The sequence below is a fragment of the Kocuria sediminis genome, from assembly GCF_009735315.1.
In the GTDB taxonomy this organism is placed as follows: Bacteria; Actinomycetota; Actinomycetes; order Actinomycetales; family Micrococcaceae; genus Kocuria; species Kocuria turfanensis.
The window spans coordinates 106,924-125,721 of the sequence record NZ_WOGU01000007.1 but is presented as its reverse complement, the minus strand read 5'-3'; the positions used below and the strand labels follow the sequence as shown (position 1 = coordinate 125,721).

Below are 18,798 nucleotides of genomic sequence, written 5' to 3'. Positions count from 1 at the left end.
CGCTGCCCGTCCGGCGCGGTCGTGTGTCGCGGCTGCCGTCCTGCGGCGGCGACGGGCACCGCGGTGCGGCCTCAGTGGGTCAGCTTCAGCCCGAGGACACCGCCGATGATCATCAGCAGGAACACGATCTTGAGCGCCGAGACCAGCTCGTCACCGGTGGCCATCGCGTAGGCGACGGTGAGCACCGCGCCGATGCCCACCCACACCGCGTAGGCGGTGCCCACGGGCAGGTCCCGCATCGCCCAGGCCAGACCGGCCATGCTCGCCGCCAGGGCTCCGGCGAACACCGCGGACGGGCCGAGCCGGGTGAAACCCTCGGACCTGCCCAGGGCGGTGGCCCACACCGCCTCGAGAATCCCGGAGAGCACCAGAACGAACCATGACACGACAGCCTCCTGCGGGCCGTCTTGTCGCTCGCCGGGTACAGCACCCCTCGTCCGGGAGCCCGGGATCCCGGGCTCGTTCCCACCGTCTCACCCCCGGACGCCCGGGGCAACGTCAGACGGATCACCACCCGCGTGCCCGCGCGGACAGCTTCACGACGACCGCGCCGTCTCGGCCTCGACCAGGCGCTTGAGCCGCCGCAGGCTCTCGCGCAGCCCCTCGTGCATCGTGGTCATCCGGTCCGGGTCCCGGCCCAGGGTGCCGATGATGAACCAGCCGATCCGGCCGACCGGGCGGGCCACCTCGTAGGACTCCGTCACCCGGGTGCCGGTGCCCTCGGGCTCGAAGCGGTAGCGCCACACGATCGTGCCGGCGAACGGCTCGGTGCGCGCGAAGGCGAACTCCCGGCCGGGCTCGGCGGCCATCACGATCGGTCTGTTGTGCCAGGAGAACCTCGAGTCCTCCGGGGCCCGGTTGCGGGCCCGGAACCGGGCGCCGACGTGCGGGCCGCCGTCGTCGAGCCAGACCACCTCGTCGACCTCGGGACTGTACTCGGGGGTGCGGGTGACGTCGGCTACGACGTCGTAGACCGCCTGCGGCGGCGCCTCGATGTGCACGGACTCCTCGGCACGGCCCAGGGTCTGCATGGTGGTCCTCCGTGGTGGGATGGCGGGGCAGGTCAGGTGCCGGGCGGCCGGTAGTCGACCTGCGCGGCACGGCGCAGGGCGTCCAGGGTGTCCTCGACGCTCATCAGGACGGTCGTCTCCCACGAGCTCATGGCCCCGCCCCCGTTGATGGCCAGGGCCAGTGCGGCCATGGAGACGTTGTCGGGCGCCTCCCACAGGAGGTAGCCGTCGTGCGCGCCGAAGGCGTACCAGAATCCGTGCAGCGTGCCCCCGACCGAGGCGATGTTGGTCCGCGCGGCCTCCCGGCGGTCCTCCGGGTGGGCGATGAGCCGGGCCCAGGTCTCCGGGGTGTACGTGAACTTCGACAGATACAGCGGCATCGTCCCGTCCTTCCGGTGTCCCGGGTGGAGTCGCGGATCCACCCGGGGAGTGCGTCGACCGTAGGCACCCGGCGACGGCACGCCCAAGGGCGGCGGCCGGATCGTCGCCGGCCCGTGACTCTTCGCGCCTTCGTGTCGGCGGAGCTCGGTGCGGCGAGCGGTGGGCAGCGGGCGGTCCGATCAGGCGAGCGCGAGCACGAGCATCCCGACCCCGAGGGCGAGGTCCAGGGCCGCGCACCACTCGGCCAGCGACCGCGAGACCACGGCGTGGCGGCGCCAGTGCACGACGTCCCACACCCCGTGGCCGATCAGGCCGGCGGCGATCAGCACGCGCCCGGCCTCCGGGGCGAGCCACAGGGCACCGAGTCCGAGCGCCATGAAGCCGACGGCGGCGAACGGCTGCCAGCGCCAGGGCCCGGGCCGCGAGAAGGCGCCCCGGGCGGCGCCGACGGCGACGGCGCCCACCGCGACCGCGGTCATCGCGGCCAGCTCGAGGACCGGCCCCGACGAGACGAGCCGGGCGGTGACCACGGCGGCGACCAGGACGCCCAGCACCGGCCAGGACCAGCCGGGACGGACGAGGGCGGCAATCACCACATACGCCGTCGTCGCGAGCACCAGCACCAGGAGCACGGCCGTGATGCTGTTCGGATCGTCCGTGGCGAGGTTGAACGCGGCGAACGCCACGCCGAGGATCGTGGGCCACCGCCGTGCCAGCGCCCGCACGAGCCGGGACGCCGGTGCGGTCGGCGTCGTGGACGAATGGGTCGCGGACGGGGAACGGGAGCTCATGCCACGACGGTAGGACCGGCCGGACGTCACGCCCCGTGCTCCTGCTCCGCCGCGTCCGGATTCCTGGGATACTCGTCCCACCGATGCTGACGGGAGACCCCGATGGCCGATCGTTCCACGGCGGTGCTCGCCTACGAGGGGGCGGAGCTGCTCGACATCGCCTGCATCACCTCCCCGCTGGCGCTGGCCAACCGGATCGGCCGGTTGCCCGATCCCTACCGGGTGCAGGTGCTGAGCCTGCACGGGGCTCCGATCCGCTGCCAGACGGGCCTGACGCTGCAGGCCGACGGCGCCCTGGAGCGCGTCCTCGGGCCGGTCGACACCGTGATCGTCGCCGGCGGTGTCGGCCACCACCGGGCCGCCGCCACCGCGCCCCTCCTGCGGCACGTGCGACGCCTGGCAGCCACCAGCCGGCGGGTCGCCTCCGTGTGCACGGGTGCCAGCGTCCTGGCCGCCGCCGGTCTGCTCGACGGGCGGCGGGCCACCACGCACTGGTACTTCGCCGCCGACCTCGCCCGCCGCTATCCGCAGGTCACGGTGGACCCGGACCCGATCTACATCCGGGACGGGCGGATCGCGACGGCGGCCGGGGTCACCAGTGCCCTGGACCTGACGCTGTCCTTCATCGAGGAGGACCACGGGGTGCCGCTGGCCCGCCAGGTGGCCCGCAACCTCGTGACCTACCTGCAGCGGCCGGGCAACCAGGCGCAGATGAGCCTGTTCACCGGGGTGCCCGGGGAGGGCAACGACGTGGTGCAGGCGGCGATCGGGTTCATCAGCACCCATCTGGACGAGGACCTGTCCACGGCCGCCGTCGCCGGCCACGTCGGGGTCAGCCCCCGCCACCTCACCCGGCTCTTCGACGCGCACCTGGGCCGGCCACCGGCCCGTTTCGTGCGGCAGGCCCGCACCGACGCCGCCGCCCGACTCCTGGAGTCCAGCGCGCTGCCGGTCGCGGCGATCGCCCAGCGGTGCGGGTTCGGCTCCGCCGAGGCGCTGCGGCAGAGCTTCGTGAACCAGTACGCGCTCTCGCCCACCGAGTACCGGGCCCGATTCACCCGCCCGTCCCGTCCGGTCAGCGCGCGGCCGGCGGCCGGCGCATGAACCAGGTCGGCAGCCCCAGGGCCGGGGCCTGCCCGACCACCTCGTACCCGAAGCGGCGGTAGAACACCACGTTGGCCGGCTTGTCCGTCTCCAGGTAGCCCACCTGCCCGGTCGCGTCGAGCCGGCGGCAGTGCTCCCGCAGCACGGCGGTCCCGAGTCCTCGGCCCTGCAGGTGCGCGTCCACCGCGACGGGCCCCAGGTGCACGTGGGGCTCCGCGGGGTCGTGCGCGGCCCACACCCCGGTCCAGGCCCGCACCCGCAGCGCGGTCCGCGGGCCCAGGCGCGCCAGGTGCGGGAGCATCCGGAGCAGCCGCCGGGTCGTCAGCCGGCAGGTTCCCGGCGGGGCCTCGGCCGCCACCGCCACGAGCGCGCCCTGCCGGGTCACGCCCAGCAGGTGCAGGGCCGGCGACGCCGCCAGCAGGGCGCGGATCACCCGGGCGTGGCAGCGCAGCCGCCGGTCCGGGTCCGGGCCGTAGGCGGCGTGGTGGACGGGGTTGTCCCGCATGCCGCGGGCGATCAGCCCGACCGCGGCCGGCAGCTCCACCGGCCGCAGTGCACGGACCTCGGCCCTGGGGTCGCCGCTCCGGGCGGGACGCTCCCCGCGGGTGGTGCTCATGGCCGTCTCCTCGTCTCACGGTGTGCTCGGCGGAGCCGGGCGCCCGGCGTGGCGGGCGCTCCCGGTCCACGGCACCGACGGTACGGAGCGTCCCGGCCGCTGGCATCCGTCCGGCGGCGACGGACGGTGTCGCCGCCGGACGACCCCGGCCGCCTCCTCCGGGCGACCGGCGCGGAACCGGAGCCGGTGACCCCGCGTCCTGGTCCCTCCGGGCGCCGGTCAGCGCAGCGACCGGCGCATGAGGACGCGGGGGAACCCGTTCAGCGTCGAGGTGGTGTCGGCGGCCCAGGTGAAGCCGGCGCGCTCGAACATGGCGCGGGTGCCGACGTAGGCCATCGTGGTGTCGACCCTCCGATCCCCGTTGTCGACCGGATAGCCCTCGATCGCCGGCGCCCCGTGGCCGCGGGCGTGCTCCACGGCGCCGTCGAGCAGGGCGCGGGCCACACCCCGGCCGCGTCGGCCACCGCGCACCCGGAAGCACCACACGGTCCAGACCGGGAGGTCGTCGACGTGGGGGATCGTCCTGCTGTGGCTGAAGGTGTGCAGCTCGGCCCGCGGGGCGACGCCGCACCAGCCGACCACGGTGTCGCCGTCGTAGGCGAGGACGCCGGGCGGGATCGGGCGGGCGCACAGCTCCTGCACCTTCCGGGCCCGCTCCCGAGCGGTGAGTGCGCGGTTCTCCCGGGACGGCAGCCGGTAGGTGAGGCACCAGCACACCGTCGAGTCGGGGTTCCGGGGGCCGAGGACGGTGGCGACGTCGTCGAACCGCTCGCTCGTGGCCGGCCGGATGGTGAACGGGGTGGTGTCCATGGCCCATTCTCGCGCGGGCGCGGGCCGCGGGGCATCCACCAGCGGGAAGGAGACGATCCCGCCGTGCCGGTGTGGCCGGATCGTGATCTGCAGACCCTGGTCTCGATTGACCGGGCGTACGAGAATTTGACCATGCGGTCAGACATGGAACGGGACAGCCTGGGAACGTTCACGGAGCGGGCCCGGCGCGAGCAGATCCTGGCGTGCGCGGTCGGGGCGATCGCGGAGCTGGGCTACGCCCGGGGCTCCCTGGCGGAGATCGCCCGCCGGGCGGGGGTCAGCAAGGGCGTGGTCTCCTACTACTTCCCGGGCAAGGACCACCTGCTCGAGCAGGTGGTGGCCGACGTCTACACCCGGGCCGGGACGGCCATCGCCGCGGCGACCGCCGGGCGCAGCGGGGCGGCGTTCCTGCGGGCCTATCTCGAGGCCAACCTCGGCTTCCTGGCCGCCCACCCGGCGGACATCCGGGCCGTGACCGAGATCGTGATGAACCTGCGCGGACCGGACGGCGCTCCCCGGTTCGCCCCGACCGGGGAGGACCCCGTGCTCGGCCACCTGGAGCAGATGCTGCGGGACGGCCAGCGGGCCGGGGAGTTCCGCGACTTCGACGCCCGCAGCATGGCCGTGCTGCTGCGCGGGGCCGTGGACACCGCCTCCGGACGGCTGGTCACCGATCCCGGCTTCGACCTCGCGGCCTACACCCGGGAGCTCGTGGCCACGGCCGAGCTCGCCACCCGCAGAGCGCGCTGAGCGCACCGTCCCCGAGGAGGACGCCATGAGCAGTGCACGATCGTCAGCCCCCGACGACGCCCCCGACGACGCCGTCGGCGGCGCGCCTGATGTCGCGCCCGACGACGACGCCGCGTCACCGGGCCGGTGCAGCAGCGCCGCCTGGTGGCTGGGGGTGGACCTGGTCCTGCCCTTCGCCCTCTACTACGGGTCCCGGCTGGCCGGGGCGGACGCGTGGACGGCCCTCATGCTCGGCGCCGTCGGGCCCTTGGCGCGGGTGGTGATCACGGCCGTGCGCGCCCGGCGGCTGGAGCGGCTGGGCCTGTTCACGCTCACCGTGCTCGCAGCGGGCACCGTCGTCGGACTGCTGAGCCCCGACCCGCGGCTGCTGCTGGCGCGGGAGAGCTGGCTGACCGCCCTGGTGGGGGGATGGATCCTCGCCTCCCTGCTGGGGGAGAAGCCGGTGCTCTACGAGGCCACGCTGCGCCTGATGCCCGCCGAGGCCGCCGCGGGGTGGCGCCGGGACTGGGAGACCAGCCCCGGCTTCCGCCGGCTGCTGCGCCGGATGACCGCCGCCGTCGGCGCCGCGTTCCTGCTCGATGCCGCGGCCCGGGTGGTGATGGCCTACACGCTGCCCGTCGACGTGGTGCCCGCGGCCAGTGTCGGGCTGCTCGTGCTGCTGCTCGTGGCCGTGATCCAGGGCGGAAAGGCCTACGGCCGCCGGCACCTGGTCCCCGGCACGGGCCAGGGCGCTTCCGGCGACCGGGTCTGAGCCCGCAGCCGCCCCGTCGTCGCCCTCTGTCCGCGGCCGCCCCGGAGGCGACGGGCCGCGTCGCCTCCGGGGGACCCGCGGGGCCGTCGGGCGGCGATGGAGGTGCCGCCTCCGGCCCGATGTTCGCGGAGGCGGTGCTCCGTAGCGTCGAGGTCAGCTCGAACTGACCGCCGCTCGTGAAAGGAGCACCCCGTGCAAGCCCTGCGCCGCCTGGCCCTGCCCGTTCTCGTCGTCCACCTGTGGGTGACGATGACCCTGTTCGGGGCCATCGTCCTGGAGACGTTCATGGTCTACCCCAACGTCTTCGCCGATCCGCCGGCGTCCCTGGAGCTGACGATGGAATTCCTCGCCGTCAGCGGCCCGGCCGACTTCTTCCCGCCCCTGGGCTTCGCCGCCTGGGTCCTGGGTGCGGCCGCCCTCGTCCTGAACTGGCGGCTGCCCGCCGTCCGCTGGTGGGTGCTGCTGAGCCTGGCCATGTTCGTGGCCGAAGGGGTGGTCTCGATGCTCTACTTCTGGCCGCGCAACGACATCATGTTCGTCGAGGGCGCCGCCGTGCACTCCGCCGAGCACCTGCGCCAGGTCGCCGCCGAGTTCACCACCTGGCACGGCCGCTCCCGGATGGTCTTCAACACGGTCGCGGCCGGAGCCGCCTTCACCGCGTGCGCCGCGGCCTACCGGCACCGGATCCTCGCCCGGGCGGCGGCCGGGGAGCACCACCCGCAGACATCGCCGGCGCGGGCGTAGACACTGAACAGGACACCACCGACCGGAGGAGGCGCCGTGCAGGGATCAGCCGTCGTCCTCGGGGCCGGCATCGCCGGCCTCGCCACCGCCCGCGGGCTGCTCCGCGCGGGCTGGACGGTCCACGTGCTCGAGCGCTCGCCGGGCCTGCCGGGCACCGGCACGGCCCTGGGCATGTGGCCCGAGGCCATGCACGCCCTGGACCGGCTGGGGGTGGGGGACGAGGTCCGGAATGCCTCCGTCGAGCAGCGCGGCGGGCGGCTCCTCCGGCCGGACGGCACCGAGATCGCCCGCCTGGACCTCGGCCGCCCGGTCCGGCTGGTGCCCCGGCCTGCCCTGCTGGGAGCACTGGCCGCGGCGATGCCCCCGGGAGTCATCGCGTGGAACACCCCGGTCGCCGAGCACGCCGAGCTGCCCGCGGCCGACGTCGTCGTCGCCGCCGAAGGCATCCACAGCCCCACCCGCACTGCCCTGTTCGGCGCCGCCCCGCGGCCGCTGGGCACCGTCGCCTTCCGCGGCACCGTGCCCGGCCCGGCGGACGGGGTCACGGAGACCTGGGGGCCCGGGCGGCTCTTCGGCATCACCCCGCACGACGCCGGGAACACCAACTGGTTCGCGAGCATCCGCGCCGACCTCCTGCCCCCGGGAACGTCCTCGGACGGCGCCGCCCAGCTGCTGCGTGAGCTGTACGGGGACTGGCACGCGGAGGTGCGGCGCGTGCTGGACGTCCTCGAGGACGCCCCGATCGACCGGCGCACGCTGCTCGACGTCGCCCCGCCGCCCTCCTACGTCAGCGGACGGACCGCGCTCCTCGGCGACGCCGCCCACGGCATGGCCCCCAATCTCGGCCGGGGCGCCTGCGAGGCCCTCCTGGACGCCACGGCCCTCGTCGAGGCGCTGACCGCGGCACCGGACGTGGCCGGTGCCCTGCGCCGGTACGACGACGCCCGCCGCCGGCCGGCCACCCGCACGGTGCGCCTGGCGCGCCTGGCCAACACCGTGAGCACCGCGCAGCACTTCCTGCCCGTGCGCAACGCGGTCCTGGCCGCGGCCTCGGGCCTGAGCCGGTTGGGGTAGTCGCCGGCGACCGGCCGTGCGGGCGACCGCGTGGACCGGTGCACCGGGACGGTTCAGGTGCCGGGCGGCCGGTACCGGACCTGCTGGGCCCGGTGCAGGGCGTCCAGCGTCTCCTCGACGCTCATGAGCACCGTGGTCTCCAGCGAGCGCAGGGCCCCGCCCCCGCTGATGGCCAGTGCCACTGCGGCCATGGACACGTTGTCGGGGGCTTCCCAGAGGTTGTACCCGTCGTGCTCGCCGAAGGCGTACCAGAATCCGTGCAGCGTCCCACCGACCGATTCGATGTAGGCCTGAGCGGCCCGGCGGCGGTCCTCCGGGTGCTGGATCAGCCGGGCCCAGGTCTCCGGGGTGTAGCTGAACTTCGACAGATAGAGCGGCATCGTCCCGTCCTTCCGGTGCCCGAGGGTCTCCGGTGGCTGTTCCGCCGGGGTCCCCGAGTGCGGCTGCCCCGACCGTAGGCACCCGGCGGGAGGCGGCCCAAGGGCATCGACCAGATCGTCGCCGGTCCGTGACTCATGTCGTCTCCGTGTCCCTGTCGCACATCGTGAGGTCAGTCTGCCGTCGGTCGCTCGTGAACCGACCTCGGTGACGACCGGCCGGGCTCGTCGTGACGAGGGGAGTAGGGCCATAGCCGTCCGCGCAAGAGGGGACGTCCTGCCGGTCTCTTCCACCGAAAAACATGCCGCTGACGTGGGACGATAATGTCCGACCCCCGTTTCCCCACGTCTGGAGATCCCCATGGAAATCATCCCTGAGGGCCGGCCCCTCCATGTGCTGGCCGTCCTGCTCGGCATGCTGCTGGGCGTCAAGGCCCCGCCCGGGTCTCGGCGCTCGCTCGCCGGGTGGACGCTGGCCGCGGTCGCCGCCACCGCCTACGCGGCTCTGGTCGCGCGGGACCGGGACCGCAACGCCCAGTGGTGGTTGGCGCGCACAGCGTACGACCGTTGGGGTGCCTCGTGCCCGTGCTGCTGACGCCTCCCGATTCCCTGCGGGTCCCCGCCGACGGCGAGCTCGGAGGCTCGCTCTCCAGCGAGCTTGGACCGTCCGGCCCAGCAATGGCCGAGGCCAGGCAGAGCCGTCCTGGACACCTTCTGACCGGCGCCGCTGCGGTGACGCGGTCCCCGGCACGGTCGTCGGAACCGCACCGGGGACCGCGTCACCCCAGGTCGGAGCCCTGGATCAGCCCGGCCGGCCCGCCGGGGTGAGCTCCATGGGCAGCACGCGCCGCAGGACGTCGGAGAGGGTGATCACCCCGACGAAGCGGCCGTCGTGCCGCACGGCGGCGAGCTGCTCGCCGGCCTCCCGGATCCGGGCCAGGGCCTCGTAGACCGGGGTGTCGGCCTCGAGCACGAACGCCGGGCGGGACAGCTCCCGCACGGGCCGGCCCGGCGGCTCGAGCAGCGTGTCCCGGACGTGCACGACGCCGGGAGCGCCGACCTCGGGGTTCCCCACGAGGATGCGCAGGTGCCCGGTCCGGGTGGCGGCCTCCTGCACGTCGGCGGCCGTGGCTTCTGCGGGCACCGTGGTCGGCGGACCGTCGTGGGCGATCAGCGCCTCGACGGTGAGCTTCTCCAGCTCCAGGACGCCGGAGACCTGGGTGCGGAAGGAGGAGTCGAGGGCCCCGACGGAGGCGGAGTGCTCCACGAGGTGCTGGATCGTCTCGGCGTCCTGGCCGCCGACGGCCGCGCGGTCCACCGGGGTGACCCCGCTGGCGGCGACGAGCCGGTTGGCGATGGCGTTGACCCAGACCAGCAGCGGGCGCACCAGCCAGATGAAGCCGCGGGAGGGCACGCCGATGAGCTTGGCCGAGGTCTCCGGGTTGGCGATCGCCCAGGACTTCGGCGCCATCTCGCCCACCACCAGGTGCAGGAAGGTGACGAACAGCAGCGACAGGGCGAAGGCGGCGCCGTCGGCCAGTCCCTCGGGGGCGCCCCAGGCCGCGAACACGGGGCTCAGCCACGCGTCGACGGCCGGCTTGGTCACCGCGCCCAGGGCGAAGGTGCAGGCGGTGATGCCCAGCTGCGCGCCGGCGAGCATGATGGTCAGCTCGTTGATCCCGCGCAGCGCGGCGCGGGCGGAGCGGTTGGTCGCGGCCTCGGCCTCGAGCCGGTGGCTGCGGGCCCCCAGCAGGGCGAACTCGATGACCACGAAGAACGCGCTGAGCACGATGAGCAGCGCGGTGGTGACGGTGACGATCAGCGGGTCGGTCATCGGTCCTCCTCCCGGGTGGTGTGGGTGGTGCCACCGGCCGGGGCGGCGCCCGCGGCGGTGGTCTCCACGAGCCGCACGAGCAGCTCGCTGGGCACGTGCCGGGACAGCTCCAGCACCTCGACGTCGAGGACCCGGTGCACGGGGTCGTCCAGGACGAGGTCGCGGGGGTCGTCGGGCAGCTCCACCCGCATCACGTCCCCGGCGGCCGGCAGCTCACCGCGGTGGGCGATGAGCAGGCCGGAGATGGTCTCGTAGTCGCCGTCGGGCAGCTCGTGGCCGACGGCGCGCTCGACCTCGTCGACGTGGATGTCGCCGTCCATCCGCCAGGTGTCCTCCTGCTCGGCGGTGATGACGGCCGGGGGTTCGTCGTCGTGCTCGTCGGTGATCTCCCCGACCAGCTCCTCGGCCAGGTCCTCGACCGTCAGGACGCCGGCGAAGCCGCCGTACTCGTCGATGATGCAGGCCAGCTCCTGGCGCGACTCCGTCAGCCGGGCGAGCGCGTCGGGCAGGGACATGAGCGTGGGCAGCACCAGCGGGGGCGCCATGATGGCGGCCACGGTGGCGTCGTCGGGCGCGCTGCTGCGCAGCAGATCCGCGAGCTGGACGACGCCGAGGGGCTCCTCGGTCTCGGAGATCACCGGGTAGCGGGTGTGCTCGGCGGCCATGAGGGCGCGCAGCTCGCCCACGGTGGTGTCCGGGGTGACGGCGCCGACCTGGGAGCGGGGGATCATGGCGTGCTCGACGTCGCGGTCCGGGAAGTCGATGATGCGGTCGATGAGCACCGAGAGTCCCTCGGGCAGGTCGCCGCTCTCCCGGGAGTCGGCCACGATGCGCTCGAGGTCCTCGACGGTCGCGGTCGTGTCGACGTCGTGCACCGGCTCCACGCGCACCAGCCGCAGCAGGGCGTTGGCGGCGTGGTCGAACACGGTGATCAGCCAGCCGAACAGGGACAGGTAGATCGTCGTGGAGCGGGCCAGGGCCCGGGCCATCGGCTCGGGGTTCGCGATGGCGAGGTTCTTCGGGTACAGCTCACCGAAGATCATCTGCACGACGGCGGCCACGACCAGGGCGGCCACGGTGCCCACCGAGATGCTCAGCGCCGCGGGGACGCCGGTGCTGCCCAGCAGCACGGCCAGGGACTCCCCGACCAGTGGCTCGGCGACATAGCCGACGAGCAGGCCGGTGACGGTGATGCCCAGCTGGGCGCCCGAGAGCATGAACGAGGTGCGGCGGGTCACCTTCAGCGCACGCTGGGCGGCCTTGTCGCCGGCCTCGGCGCGCGCCCCCAGACGGGCGCGGTCCACGGACATGTAGGCGAACTCCTGGGCCACGAAGTAGCCGTTGGCGGCGATGATCGCGAGGATCACCACGATGCCCAGGAGCAGGGTGAGGAGCGCTCCGATCATCGGGGGCTCACCCCTGGGGAGGACGAGCCGGGCCGGAGCCTGCGGCGGTGGTCAGCTGTTGCGGGAAAAGGACAACTGTCGCCCGGGTCGTCGGACGACCCGGGTCTCGCAGGCGATGGGCCCATGACGGTGGAACACACACTCCAGTGGTCGGGGATGCAGATGCGCCGATCAGTCTATTTGCCCGCGCACGGCCGGACGGGCCCCAGCGTCGGATTCGAAGTGGATCCCCAGGTTCGGCCGCGCGTGCCCATGCTGCGCGCGTCGGGTCACAACCGGCAGTCCAGGTCCCGGTGTCACCCCGCGGCCGTGGTGCCACGGGCCTGATCTACGCTGGAGGCGTGATGTGCCCCGCCGCCGTGCGCACCCGCTCCTGAGCGTGCCGAGGCCCCGCCGCCTCGGGAACGAGCCCTCCCCGTGACCCGGTTCCGGATCACGGGTTCCCTCACGCTCCAGGAGACGGACCATGCACCTTCGCACCTTCCGCGCCGACGACCTCGAGGCCCTGATCGACCTCACCGTCCGCGCCTTCCGACCCATTCAGGACGGCATCCGGGACCAGCTGGGCCCCGAGCTGTTCGCCCGGCAGAACGGCCAGTGGCAGCAGGACTACCGCGACACGCTGACGGAACTCACCGGTCCGGAGCACCGGCACCGGTTCCTCGTCGCCGACCTCGACGGCGAACCCGCCGGCTACGCCGCCTGGGACGTCCACCCCGGCCCCGCAGGCCCGCAGGGGGAGATCATGCTTCTCGCCGTGGACCCCCGGCACCAGCGGTGCGGGCTCGGCCGCGCCCTGATCGACGCGGCCTGTTCGGCCATGCGCGCCGCCGGGTGCGTCGTCGCCTGGGCGAGCACCGGCGGCGACGATGCGCACGCTGCCGCCCGGGCCGCCTATGCCGCCGGAGGCTTCACCCCGCTGCCCACCGTGTTCTACAGCCGCGTGCTGTAGGCCGCTGCCGTGCCCGTCCGGGGAGCACAGCGCCGCCCGGACGGTCACGAGCTGCCGACCCGGAATTCACCATTGCGCACCCGCCGTGCGAGGCGCACAGTGTCTGCATGACGACGGGGAGACAGCTCGGGTTCGTGCTGGCGGTCGTGGTCGCCGCTGCCGCGCACCTCGTGGCCGGGTACTTCTACGTGGCCAGCGGGCTGATGGCCCCACTGTGGGCCGTGGTCCTGCTGCTCGTCTGGTGGGTCGTCCTCACCGGCGTCGGCGTGCGGCTGGTGCAGCGCCGGTCCTTCCTGGTGCTGCTCGTGCCCGTCGTGGCCGCGGTGACGTGGTTCGGGCTGATGTGGTTCGGCGGGGAAGTCCTCGGCTGGACGCCCTGACAGCGCGGTCCCCCCTGAGCGACCGGCGCGGCACATCCACGACTGCCGCACGAGTCCGACACTCCGGGAGCGGAGATGGCTGGAGGCGGACGTGCCCCCCAGCACGGTCCGCCTCCAGCGCTTCCCCCTCAGGGTGAGGCCGGCCGCGGCGCCACCTCGTGGACCCCCTTGTCCGACGGGCGGTGCGACACGGCCACGGGTGACCAGAAGTGCCTCTGGTCAGGCACTGGTCTTTCCCCACGACCACCATGAGGGATCGGCCGCCGGGCCCGCAAACAGGCCCCGAATATGACGCACTCCACAGGCAACATTGGGTTGCGCCCGGAAATCGCCCGGTGGCACCGTCCGTGCGGTCGGTCAGCGGGCGGTCCGCTCCCGGCCGACCCGATTGGTGAACTCGCCGCCCTGCGTCAGCGCCCGGAGGTTCTCGAGCAGCAGCCGCGCGGCCCCGATGGGCCGGCCACCGGCCATGTGCGGGGTGATGGTCAGCCGGGGCGCCGACCACAGGGGGGACTCCGCGGGCAGGGGCTCCTGGGCGGCGACGTCGATCGCCGCGCCGGCGATGGAGCCGCTGCCGAGGGCGTCCAGCAGTGCGTCCTCGTCGACCGTCGATCCCCGGCCCACGTTCACGACGAGGGCGCGCGAGGGCAGGGCGTCGAGTCGCTCACGGTTCAGCGCCCGCTCCGTCGCCGGGTCGTGCGGCAGGATCAGGACGAGCACGTCCGTCTCCGGCAGGTGCTCGGGCAGCTGCTCCGGGGTGACGACCGGATATCCGCCGCGCTCGCCGGCGCTGCGGGCCACGCCGGTGACCTGAGCGCCCAGGGCGGTGCACAGACCGGCCAGGTGCTGCCCGATGGCGCCGAACCCCCAGATGAGCACGCGCGCGTCCAGGAGCGTGGTGACCCGATCCTCGGGGTGCAGCGGTTGCAGGCCGCCCAGCCGCGGATCCCAGGAGTGCTCCTCCTGGGACCGGGCCGCAGCCGGCAACTGCCGTACCAGATGCAGCATGAGCGCCAGCGCGTGCTCGGCCACAGGCAGGGTGTGCAGGCCGACGCCGGCGCAGATGACGGCGTCCTCGCGGAACCCGGCCTCCAGCACGCTGTCCGGACCGGCCGCCAGCGCCTGGACCAGCCGCACGCGGGAGAGCCGGCGGGCCGTCTCCTGCAGGGCGTCGAGCGGGGTGCCCCAGACGACGAGGACCTCCGCGTCGGCATGCTCCGCCGGGACGGGGACCGCGGAGTCGTAGCGGACGACCTCGTGGCCGGTGAGGTCCGCGGGGTCGATGTCCGTGGTGTCGGGAATCAGGATCTTCATCGGGCCGGGCTCTCCTGGTCGGGGTCGGGCGGTCCGCCGTGCGGCGGGACGCGCGGCAGGTACTGGGGTCCACGGTACGGGCCGTGGGGTCCAGCATCTCGAAACCCAGGTCCTGGATCATCCGGCGGCCGCCGGGGCCGAGCTCGACGACCAGGACCTCCGCGTCCTGGTGGCGGGCCGTGGTGGCGATCTCCACGGGCTGTTGCCGATGGGGAGGTGGCCGCCTGCATGGTGCGGGCCTCCCCGGAAGTCGTTCGAGGCGTCAATTGCCGTCGTGTTCTTGTGATCCACGGCCCATATCCTGTAGGAATATCCAAAATCCTATAGAGGCGCCCGGGAGTAGTCAACGGTGCAGCGCACGCTGGGCCGCTGAACGCCGTGGATGACCGGCAACTACCGACCGCGCGTCACATCATTGCCTATGAGTCACATCACATATAGGATCCAGCTAATCCATATATTCAAGGAGGGTGACGATGTCCGCATCCGCGGAGTTCGACGTCCAGGGCCTCATTCGCCTGGCTTCCCAGGTCCTCGTGGCGCACGGCGTGCCGGAGACCGATGCCGACCTGACCGCACGCTCGCTGGTCCAGGCGGACCAGCGGGGTATCTACTCCCACGGCCTGCTGCGGTTGCCGCTCTACGCCGAGGCGCTCCGGCAGGGGGGGATCAACGCCGCCCCGGCCATGACCTGGACGCGTGACACCGGCAGCGTCGCGGCCCTGGACGCCGACGCGGCGCTGGGGCAGGTGGCCATGCAGGCGGCCGTGGACTACGTCCTGGAGCGCGGTGCCGCCCACGGCATCGCCGCCGTGGCCGTCAGCAACAGCAGCCACTACGGCGCGGGCGCCTTCTGGAGCGACCAGCTGGCGGCCGCCGGCTTCCTGACCGTGCTGACCTCCACCACGGGCCCCGTGGTGGCCCCCCACGGCGGCACCGAGAAGGTCCTGGGCACGAACCCGCTCACCCTGGGCGCTCCCAGCGCCGGGGAATGGCCGCTGACCGCCGACCTCGCCACCAGCAACGGCGCCTACGGGAAGGTGATCGCGGCCCGCAACGAGGGCACCCAGCTGCCCGAGGGGTGGGCCGTCGACGCCGAGGGCCGGCCGACCACGGATCCCGTGGCCGCGGCCGCAGGATCCATGATCCCCTTCGGCGGGCACAAGGGCTCCGCCGTCTCCGTGCTGCTCGAGGCCTTCTCCGCCTCCCTGACGGACGCCACCTACGCCTTCGAGACCGTCGACATCTGGTCCAACCCCGCCTCGCGGATGAACAACGGGCACCTGCTGATCGGTCTCGACACCGCCGCCTTCGGCGGGCGGGAGCACACGCAGGAGCGGGTGCGGACCCTGCAGGAGCGCGTCCGCGGCTCCGGCCCCGGGGGCCGGCCCGTCCTGGCCCCGGGCGACCCGGAACGCCTCCGCGAGCAGGAGCACGCCGCCACCGTGGCACTCCCCGCGTCCACCGCGGAGCAGCTGGCGGAGCTCGCCGCCCGTCTCGACCTCGATCCCGTCCCCACCACAGCACCGACCGTCTCCGAAAGGACCCAGCCATGACCCGCAAGACCTCGCTCGGCCGCTCGAGCACCTCCCGACGTGGCACGGCCGCCGCCCTCGGCGTCGCCGCCACCGCGACCCTGCTCCTCACCGGGTGCGGCGTCGGGGAGCCGGTGGACCGCAGCACCGTGGCTGCGGCCGACCCCGACGCCACGACCCTCCGCCTGGCCCACGTCTACGACGCCGGCCACCCGGTCGAGGAGTGCGGCGTCAGCACGCTCAAGGAGGAGCTGCAGGGCAGCGGTCTCCAGGTGGACAGCTTCCCAGCTGCCCAGCTCGGTAACGAGGCCGAGTCCCTCGAGCAGGTGGCGAACGGCAGCCTCGACATGGCCATCGCCGGCCCGTCCTTCCTGGGCGTGTGGCACAAGCCGGCCGAGGTCCTGGACGCCGCCTACCTGTTCGAGGGTGTTGACCAGTACGTCGAGACGGTGGAGGGCGAGACGATGACGTCGGTCTTCGACGACCTCTACGAGTCCTCCGACATCAAGGTGCTCTCCAGCTGGTACTACGGCACCCGCCACGTCACCGCCAACAAGGAGATCTCGGGCACCGAGGACTTCCAGGGCCTGAAGATCCGCACCCCGAACGCCCCGCTGTACCTGGAGAACATCAAGGCCATGGGCGGCACCGCCACCCCCATGGCCCTGGACGAGGTGTACCTGGCCCTCCAGCAGGGCGTCATCGACGCCCAGGAGAACCCGATCCCCACCATCGCCACCTCCAAGTTCAACGAGGTCCAGGACTACATCAACCTCACCGGCCACATGGTCCAGGGCGTCCACATCACCACCGGCCGCACGGTCTACGAGGGGCTCACCGAGGAGCAGCGCACCGCGCTGGACTCGGCCATGGGCGCGGCGGCGGACGCCACCCGCCAGTGCATCGAGGAGCAGGAGCAGTCCGTCCTGGAGGAGTGGAAGAACGGCGACGGGATCCAGGTCAACGAGAACGTCGACCGGGAGGCCTTCGCCGCCGCCGCCGAGGAAGCCATGCTCGAGCAGCCCTGGGGCGACGTCTACCAGCAGATCAAGGACCAGCAGTGAGCGAGCGCGCAGAGGCGGACCTCACCCCGCCGCACGAGCACAACCTCGCCTCGGGGCTGCACGTGCCGCAGGAGCCGGACGAGCCCGACTACCTGGAGCAGCGCAGCACGCTCTACCGCGGCCTCGTGGTGGCCGAGCGCGTGGCCTCCTGCTCCTTCCTGGTGGCCACGCTGGGCCTGATCGTCCTCCAGGTGGTCAGCCGATACATCTTCAGCACGCCGTTCACCTGGACCGAGGAGCTGGCCCGCTTCGCGCTGCTGTGGTTCGCGTTCGTCTCGGCCGGGTTCGTGATGGCCCGGCGCATCCACATCGCCGTGGACCTGGTGGCCAGCAAGCTCAGCCGCCGAGGCGCGATCGTGATGGACACCTTCGCCCTCGTCACGGTGGTCGTGGCCTCCGGGATCATGGCCTGGGCCGGAGCAGGGTTCGCCGCCGGTGCGGCCCGGCTCGCCGCCCCGGCGACCTCCCTGCCCATGAGCGTGGTCTACGCCTCGGCGGTGGTGGGCTTCGGGCTGATCTGCCTGCACGCCGTGCTGCACGTCTACCTCAACATCCGGCATCCGGAGCTGGTGCCGGAGGCCATGGAAAATCTCGAGCGGGAAGCGGTGTAGGACCCATGACTCTTCTGCTGATGCTGATCGGGCTGCTGCTGCTGCTGGCCCTGCGCGTGCCCGTCTCCTTCGCGCTGCTGATCCCGTCCCTGGTCTACGTCGTCTCCGAGCCGTCCCTGACCATGGGCACCGCCGTCCAGCAGACGGTCTCCGGCGTGGACAGCTTCGCGATCCTGGCCGTGCCGATGTTCATCCTGCTGGGCAACCTCGCGAACGTCTCCGGGGTCACCGACAAGCTCTACGACGCCGCCGTGGCGGCCATCGGCCACCTGCGCGGGAGCCTCGGCTACGTCAACGTGGCCACCAGCTTCGGCTTCTCCTGGATGAGCGGCGCGGCCATCGCCGACGCCGCGGCCATGGGCCGGGTACAGGTGCCGGCCATGGTCCAGCGCGGCTACAAGCCGGAGTTCGCCCTCGGGGTGACCGGGGCCTCGAGCCTCATCGCCCCGATGATCCCGCCGAGCATCCCCGCGATCATCTACGCGGTGACCGCCGGCGTCTCGGTCGGCGCGCTGTTCATGGCCGGCATCGTCCCGGCCCTGGTGCTCGTGGCCGCCCTGTGCACCACGGTGTGGTTCCTGACGCGCAAGCAGGAGGAGCTCCGGCTGCCCCGCTCGAGCTGGGGCACGCGCGGGAGGACCGCGGTCGCCGCACTGCCCGCCCTGGGCTCGGCGGTCGTGATCCTCGGGGGGATCCTCAGCGGCGTCTTCACCCCCACGGAGGCCAGCGGGATCGGCGTCATCTACATCCTCGTCCTGGCCCTCGCCTACAAGGCGCTGACGTGGCGGAAGATGTACCGCACCCTGCTCACCACCGTGGAGACCTCCGGGTCCGTGCTGCTCATCGTGGCCGCCGCGGCCCTGTTCGGCTGGGTCCTGGCCCGCGAGCAGGCCCCGCAGGTCGCCGCGAACCTCATCCTCGACCTGACCAACCAGCCGATCGTCTTCCTGATCCTGGTCAACGTCCTGCTGCTGATCGTCGGGTGCGTGCTCGAGCCCACCGCCGCGATCCTGATCCTCGTCCCGGTGCTCGCCCCGGTCGCCGAGACCTTCGGGATCGACCCGATCCACCTCGGCATCATGGTGATCTTCAACCTGCTGATCGGGCTGATCACCCCGCCCGTGGGCCTGGTGCTGTTCGTGCTCTCCAGCGTCACCAGGGCCTCGGTGCCCACGGTGATCAAGGGCATCCTGCCCTTCTTCGTCCCGATGGTGATCACGCTGCTGGTCATCACCTTCCTGCCCGTGATGACCGTCGGCCTGCCGACGCTCCTCGGCTTCCTCTGAACCTCCAC

At 73.1% G+C, this 18,798-nt stretch carries 22 protein-coding genes and 1 riboswitch; of the genes, 12 read left to right on the top strand and 10 right to left on the bottom strand.

Annotated features, from left to right (window positions below):
• Positions 1-71: 71 nt before the first annotated feature.
• The 4 genes from GMA12_RS09970 to GMA12_RS09955 form a co-directional block, all read right to left on the bottom strand.
• Positions 72-386: a DMT family transporter gene (locus GMA12_RS09970; protein WP_162459705.1), complete on the bottom strand. Its 315-nt coding sequence runs from the start codon at positions 384-386 to the stop codon at positions 72-74.
• A gap of 10 nt (positions 387-396) precedes the next feature.
• Positions 397-464: riboswitch (guanidine-III (ykkC-III) riboswitch) on the bottom strand.
• A 72-nt stretch (positions 465-536) separates the two neighbouring features.
• Entirely contained in the window at positions 537-1,031 is a 495-nt protein-coding gene (locus GMA12_RS09965) for an SRPBCC family protein (RefSeq protein ID WP_156269372.1), read from the bottom strand.
• Between the two features lie 32 nt (positions 1,032-1,063).
• A complete protein-coding gene (locus tag GMA12_RS09960; protein WP_156269371.1) occupies positions 1,064-1,390 on the bottom strand; it encodes a GYD domain-containing protein in 327 nt (108 codons plus the stop codon).
• Between the two features lie 180 nt (positions 1,391-1,570).
• On the bottom strand, positions 1,571-2,182 hold the full coding sequence (locus tag GMA12_RS09955) for a hypothetical protein (protein WP_156269370.1): 612 nt from the start codon (positions 2,180-2,182) through the stop codon (positions 1,571-1,573).
• A 102-nt stretch (positions 2,183-2,284) separates the two neighbouring features.
• Between GMA12_RS09955 and GMA12_RS09950 the strand changes: the two genes are divergently transcribed.
• Positions 2,285-3,286 carry a GlxA family transcriptional regulator gene (locus tag GMA12_RS09950; protein WP_156269369.1) on the top strand — a complete coding sequence of 334 codons (1,002 nt, stop codon included), beginning with the start codon at positions 2,285-2,287 and terminating at the stop codon, positions 3,284-3,286.
• Here GMA12_RS09950 and GMA12_RS09945 read toward each other — a convergent pair.
• Together GMA12_RS09945 and GMA12_RS09940 are read right to left on the bottom strand one after the other, a co-directional pair.
• Positions 3,258-3,902, bottom strand: coding sequence for a GNAT family N-acetyltransferase (locus GMA12_RS09945; protein WP_156269368.1), 645 nt, complete (start codon positions 3,900-3,902; stop codon positions 3,258-3,260). The genes GMA12_RS09950 and GMA12_RS09945 overlap by 29 nt on opposite strands.
• Before the next feature lie 219 nt (positions 3,903-4,121).
• Entirely contained in the window at positions 4,122-4,712 is a 591-nt protein-coding gene (locus tag GMA12_RS09940) for a GNAT family N-acetyltransferase (protein ID WP_156269367.1), read from the bottom strand.
• Positions 4,713-4,856: 144 nt separating this feature from the next.
• Between GMA12_RS09940 and GMA12_RS09935 the strand changes: the two genes are divergently transcribed.
• From GMA12_RS09935 to GMA12_RS09920, 4 genes are all read left to right on the top strand, one after another.
• Positions 4,857-5,462 carry a TetR/AcrR family transcriptional regulator gene (locus tag GMA12_RS09935; RefSeq protein WP_156269366.1) on the top strand — a complete coding sequence of 202 codons (606 nt, stop codon included), beginning with the start codon at positions 4,857-4,859 and terminating at the stop codon, positions 5,460-5,462.
• Between the two features lie 25 nt (positions 5,463-5,487).
• Positions 5,488-6,213 (top strand): VC0807 family protein, encoded by a 726-nt coding sequence (locus GMA12_RS09930; protein ID WP_156269365.1) that lies wholly within the window; start codon positions 5,488-5,490, stop codon positions 6,211-6,213.
• A 192-nt stretch (positions 6,214-6,405) separates the two neighbouring features.
• Positions 6,406-6,957: a hypothetical protein gene (locus GMA12_RS09925; protein ID WP_156269364.1), complete on the top strand. Its 552-nt coding sequence runs from the start codon at positions 6,406-6,408 to the stop codon at positions 6,955-6,957.
• 36 nt (positions 6,958-6,993) lie between these two features.
• Positions 6,994-8,031 carry an FAD-dependent oxidoreductase gene (locus tag GMA12_RS09920; RefSeq protein ID WP_162459704.1) on the top strand — a complete coding sequence of 346 codons (1,038 nt, stop codon included), beginning with the start codon at positions 6,994-6,996 and terminating at the stop codon, positions 8,029-8,031.
• A 53-nt stretch (positions 8,032-8,084) separates the two neighbouring features.
• Here GMA12_RS09920 and GMA12_RS09915 read toward each other — a convergent pair whose 3' ends face one another.
• Positions 8,085-8,411 carry a GYD domain-containing protein gene (locus GMA12_RS09915; RefSeq protein WP_156269362.1) on the bottom strand — a complete coding sequence of 109 codons (327 nt, stop codon included), beginning with the start codon at positions 8,409-8,411 and terminating at the stop codon, positions 8,085-8,087.
• Positions 8,412-8,769: 358 nt separating this feature from the next.
• Here GMA12_RS09915 and GMA12_RS09910 point away from each other — a divergent pair, with 358 nt between their 5' ends.
• Complete coding sequence (locus GMA12_RS09910; protein ID WP_156269361.1) at positions 8,770-9,003, top strand: hypothetical protein; 234 nt, start codon at positions 8,770-8,772, stop codon at positions 9,001-9,003.
• Positions 9,004-9,210: 207 nt separating this feature from the next.
• Here GMA12_RS09910 and GMA12_RS09905 read toward each other — a convergent pair whose 3' ends face one another.
• Both GMA12_RS09905 and GMA12_RS09900 read right to left on the bottom strand, forming a co-directional pair.
• A complete protein-coding gene (locus GMA12_RS09905; RefSeq protein WP_156269360.1) occupies positions 9,211-10,242 on the bottom strand; it encodes a CNNM domain-containing protein in 1,032 nt (343 codons plus the stop codon).
• Entirely contained in the window at positions 10,239-11,648 is a 1,410-nt protein-coding gene (locus GMA12_RS09900; RefSeq protein WP_156269359.1) for a hemolysin family protein, read from the bottom strand. Before GMA12_RS09900 ends, GMA12_RS09905 begins: the two co-directional genes overlap by 4 nt.
• Positions 11,649-12,114: 466 nt before the next feature.
• Between GMA12_RS09900 and GMA12_RS09895 the strand changes: the two genes are divergently transcribed.
• Together GMA12_RS09895 and GMA12_RS09890 are read left to right on the top strand one after the other, a co-directional pair.
• The gene (locus GMA12_RS09895) at positions 12,115-12,600 is read left to right on the top strand and encodes a GNAT family N-acetyltransferase (protein ID WP_156269358.1); all 486 of its coding nucleotides are present in this window, start codon (positions 12,115-12,117) and stop codon (positions 12,598-12,600) included.
• Between the two features lie 107 nt (positions 12,601-12,707).
• Positions 12,708-12,980: a hypothetical protein gene (locus tag GMA12_RS09890; protein ID WP_156269357.1), complete on the top strand. Its 273-nt coding sequence runs from the start codon at positions 12,708-12,710 to the stop codon at positions 12,978-12,980.
• 357 nt (positions 12,981-13,337) lie between these two features.
• Here GMA12_RS09890 and GMA12_RS09885 read toward each other — a convergent pair whose 3' ends face one another.
• Positions 13,338-14,294: an NAD(P)-dependent oxidoreductase gene (locus GMA12_RS09885; RefSeq protein ID WP_156269356.1), complete on the bottom strand. Its 957-nt coding sequence runs from the start codon at positions 14,292-14,294 to the stop codon at positions 13,338-13,340.
• A 476-nt stretch (positions 14,295-14,770) separates the two neighbouring features.
• On the opposite strand from GMA12_RS09885, the gene GMA12_RS09880 reads away from it, so the two are divergent.
• Genes GMA12_RS09880 through GMA12_RS09865 form a run of 4 tightly spaced genes read left to right on the top strand, consistent with a single transcriptional unit; the run spans position 14,771 to position 18,790 of the window.
• A complete protein-coding gene (locus tag GMA12_RS09880) occupies positions 14,771-15,850 on the top strand; it encodes an Ldh family oxidoreductase (protein ID WP_156269355.1) in 1,080 nt (359 codons plus the stop codon).
• Entirely contained in the window at positions 15,847-16,893 is a 1,047-nt protein-coding gene (locus GMA12_RS09875; protein ID WP_156269354.1) for a DctP family TRAP transporter solute-binding subunit, read from the top strand. Before GMA12_RS09880 ends, GMA12_RS09875 begins: the two co-directional genes overlap by 4 nt.
• Positions 16,890-17,504: a TRAP transporter small permease gene (locus tag GMA12_RS09870; protein WP_162459703.1), complete on the top strand. Its 615-nt coding sequence runs from the start codon at positions 16,890-16,892 to the stop codon at positions 17,502-17,504. The genes GMA12_RS09875 and GMA12_RS09870 overlap by 4 nt, the downstream gene beginning before the upstream one ends.
• Before the next feature lie 5 nt (positions 17,505-17,509).
• Positions 17,510-18,790: a TRAP transporter large permease gene (locus GMA12_RS09865; protein WP_156269353.1), complete on the top strand. Its 1,281-nt coding sequence runs from the start codon at positions 17,510-17,512 to the stop codon at positions 18,788-18,790.
• Positions 18,791-18,798 lie beyond the last annotated feature (8 nt).

What these genes read in the sequence shown, in the direction of transcription:
- GMA12_RS09945 (WP_156269368.1), bottom strand. Translation starts at nt 3,902, where the DNA reads ATGAGCACCACCCGCGGGGAGCGTCCCGCCCGGAGCGGCGACCCCAGG.
- GMA12_RS09900 (WP_156269359.1), bottom strand. Translation starts at nt 11,648, where the DNA reads ATGATCGGAGCGCTCCTCACCCTGCTCCTGGGCATCGTGGTGATCCTC.
- GMA12_RS09950 (WP_156269369.1), top strand. Translation starts at nt 2,285, where the DNA reads ATGGCCGATCGTTCCACGGCGGTGCTCGCCTACGAGGGGGCGGAGCTG.
- GMA12_RS09885 (WP_156269356.1), bottom strand. Translation starts at nt 14,294, where the DNA reads ATGAAGATCCTGATTCCCGACACCACGGACATCGACCCCGCGGACCTC.
- GMA12_RS09880 (WP_156269355.1), top strand. Translation starts at nt 14,771, where the DNA reads ATGTCCGCATCCGCGGAGTTCGACGTCCAGGGCCTCATTCGCCTGGCT.
- GMA12_RS09940 (WP_156269367.1), bottom strand. Translation starts at nt 4,712, where the DNA reads ATGGACACCACCCCGTTCACCATCCGGCCGGCCACGAGCGAGCGGTTC.
- GMA12_RS09965 (WP_156269372.1), bottom strand. Translation starts at nt 1,031, where the DNA reads ATGCAGACCCTGGGCCGTGCCGAGGAGTCCGTGCACATCGAGGCGCCG.
- GMA12_RS09930 (WP_156269365.1), top strand. Translation starts at nt 5,488, where the DNA reads ATGAGCAGTGCACGATCGTCAGCCCCCGACGACGCCCCCGACGACGCC.
- GMA12_RS09960 (WP_156269371.1), bottom strand. Translation starts at nt 1,390, where the DNA reads ATGCCGCTGTATCTGTCGAAGTTCACGTACACCCCGGAGACCTGGGCC.
- GMA12_RS09895 (WP_156269358.1), top strand. Translation starts at nt 12,115, where the DNA reads ATGCACCTTCGCACCTTCCGCGCCGACGACCTCGAGGCCCTGATCGAC.
- GMA12_RS09915 (WP_156269362.1), bottom strand. Translation starts at nt 8,411, where the DNA reads ATGCCGCTCTATCTGTCGAAGTTCAGCTACACCCCGGAGACCTGGGCC.
- GMA12_RS09865 (WP_156269353.1), top strand. Translation starts at nt 17,510, where the DNA reads ATGACTCTTCTGCTGATGCTGATCGGGCTGCTGCTGCTGCTGGCCCTG.
- GMA12_RS09910 (WP_156269361.1), top strand. Translation starts at nt 8,770, where the DNA reads ATGGAAATCATCCCTGAGGGCCGGCCCCTCCATGTGCTGGCCGTCCTG.
- GMA12_RS09875 (WP_156269354.1), top strand. Translation starts at nt 15,847, where the DNA reads ATGACCCGCAAGACCTCGCTCGGCCGCTCGAGCACCTCCCGACGTGGC.
- GMA12_RS09905 (WP_156269360.1), bottom strand. Translation starts at nt 10,242, where the DNA reads ATGACCGACCCGCTGATCGTCACCGTCACCACCGCGCTGCTCATCGTG.
- GMA12_RS09955 (WP_156269370.1), bottom strand. Translation starts at nt 2,182, where the DNA reads ATGAGCTCCCGTTCCCCGTCCGCGACCCATTCGTCCACGACGCCGACC.
- GMA12_RS09935 (WP_156269366.1), top strand. Translation starts at nt 4,857, where the DNA reads ATGGAACGGGACAGCCTGGGAACGTTCACGGAGCGGGCCCGGCGCGAG.
- GMA12_RS09890 (WP_156269357.1), top strand. Translation starts at nt 12,708, where the DNA reads ATGACGACGGGGAGACAGCTCGGGTTCGTGCTGGCGGTCGTGGTCGCC.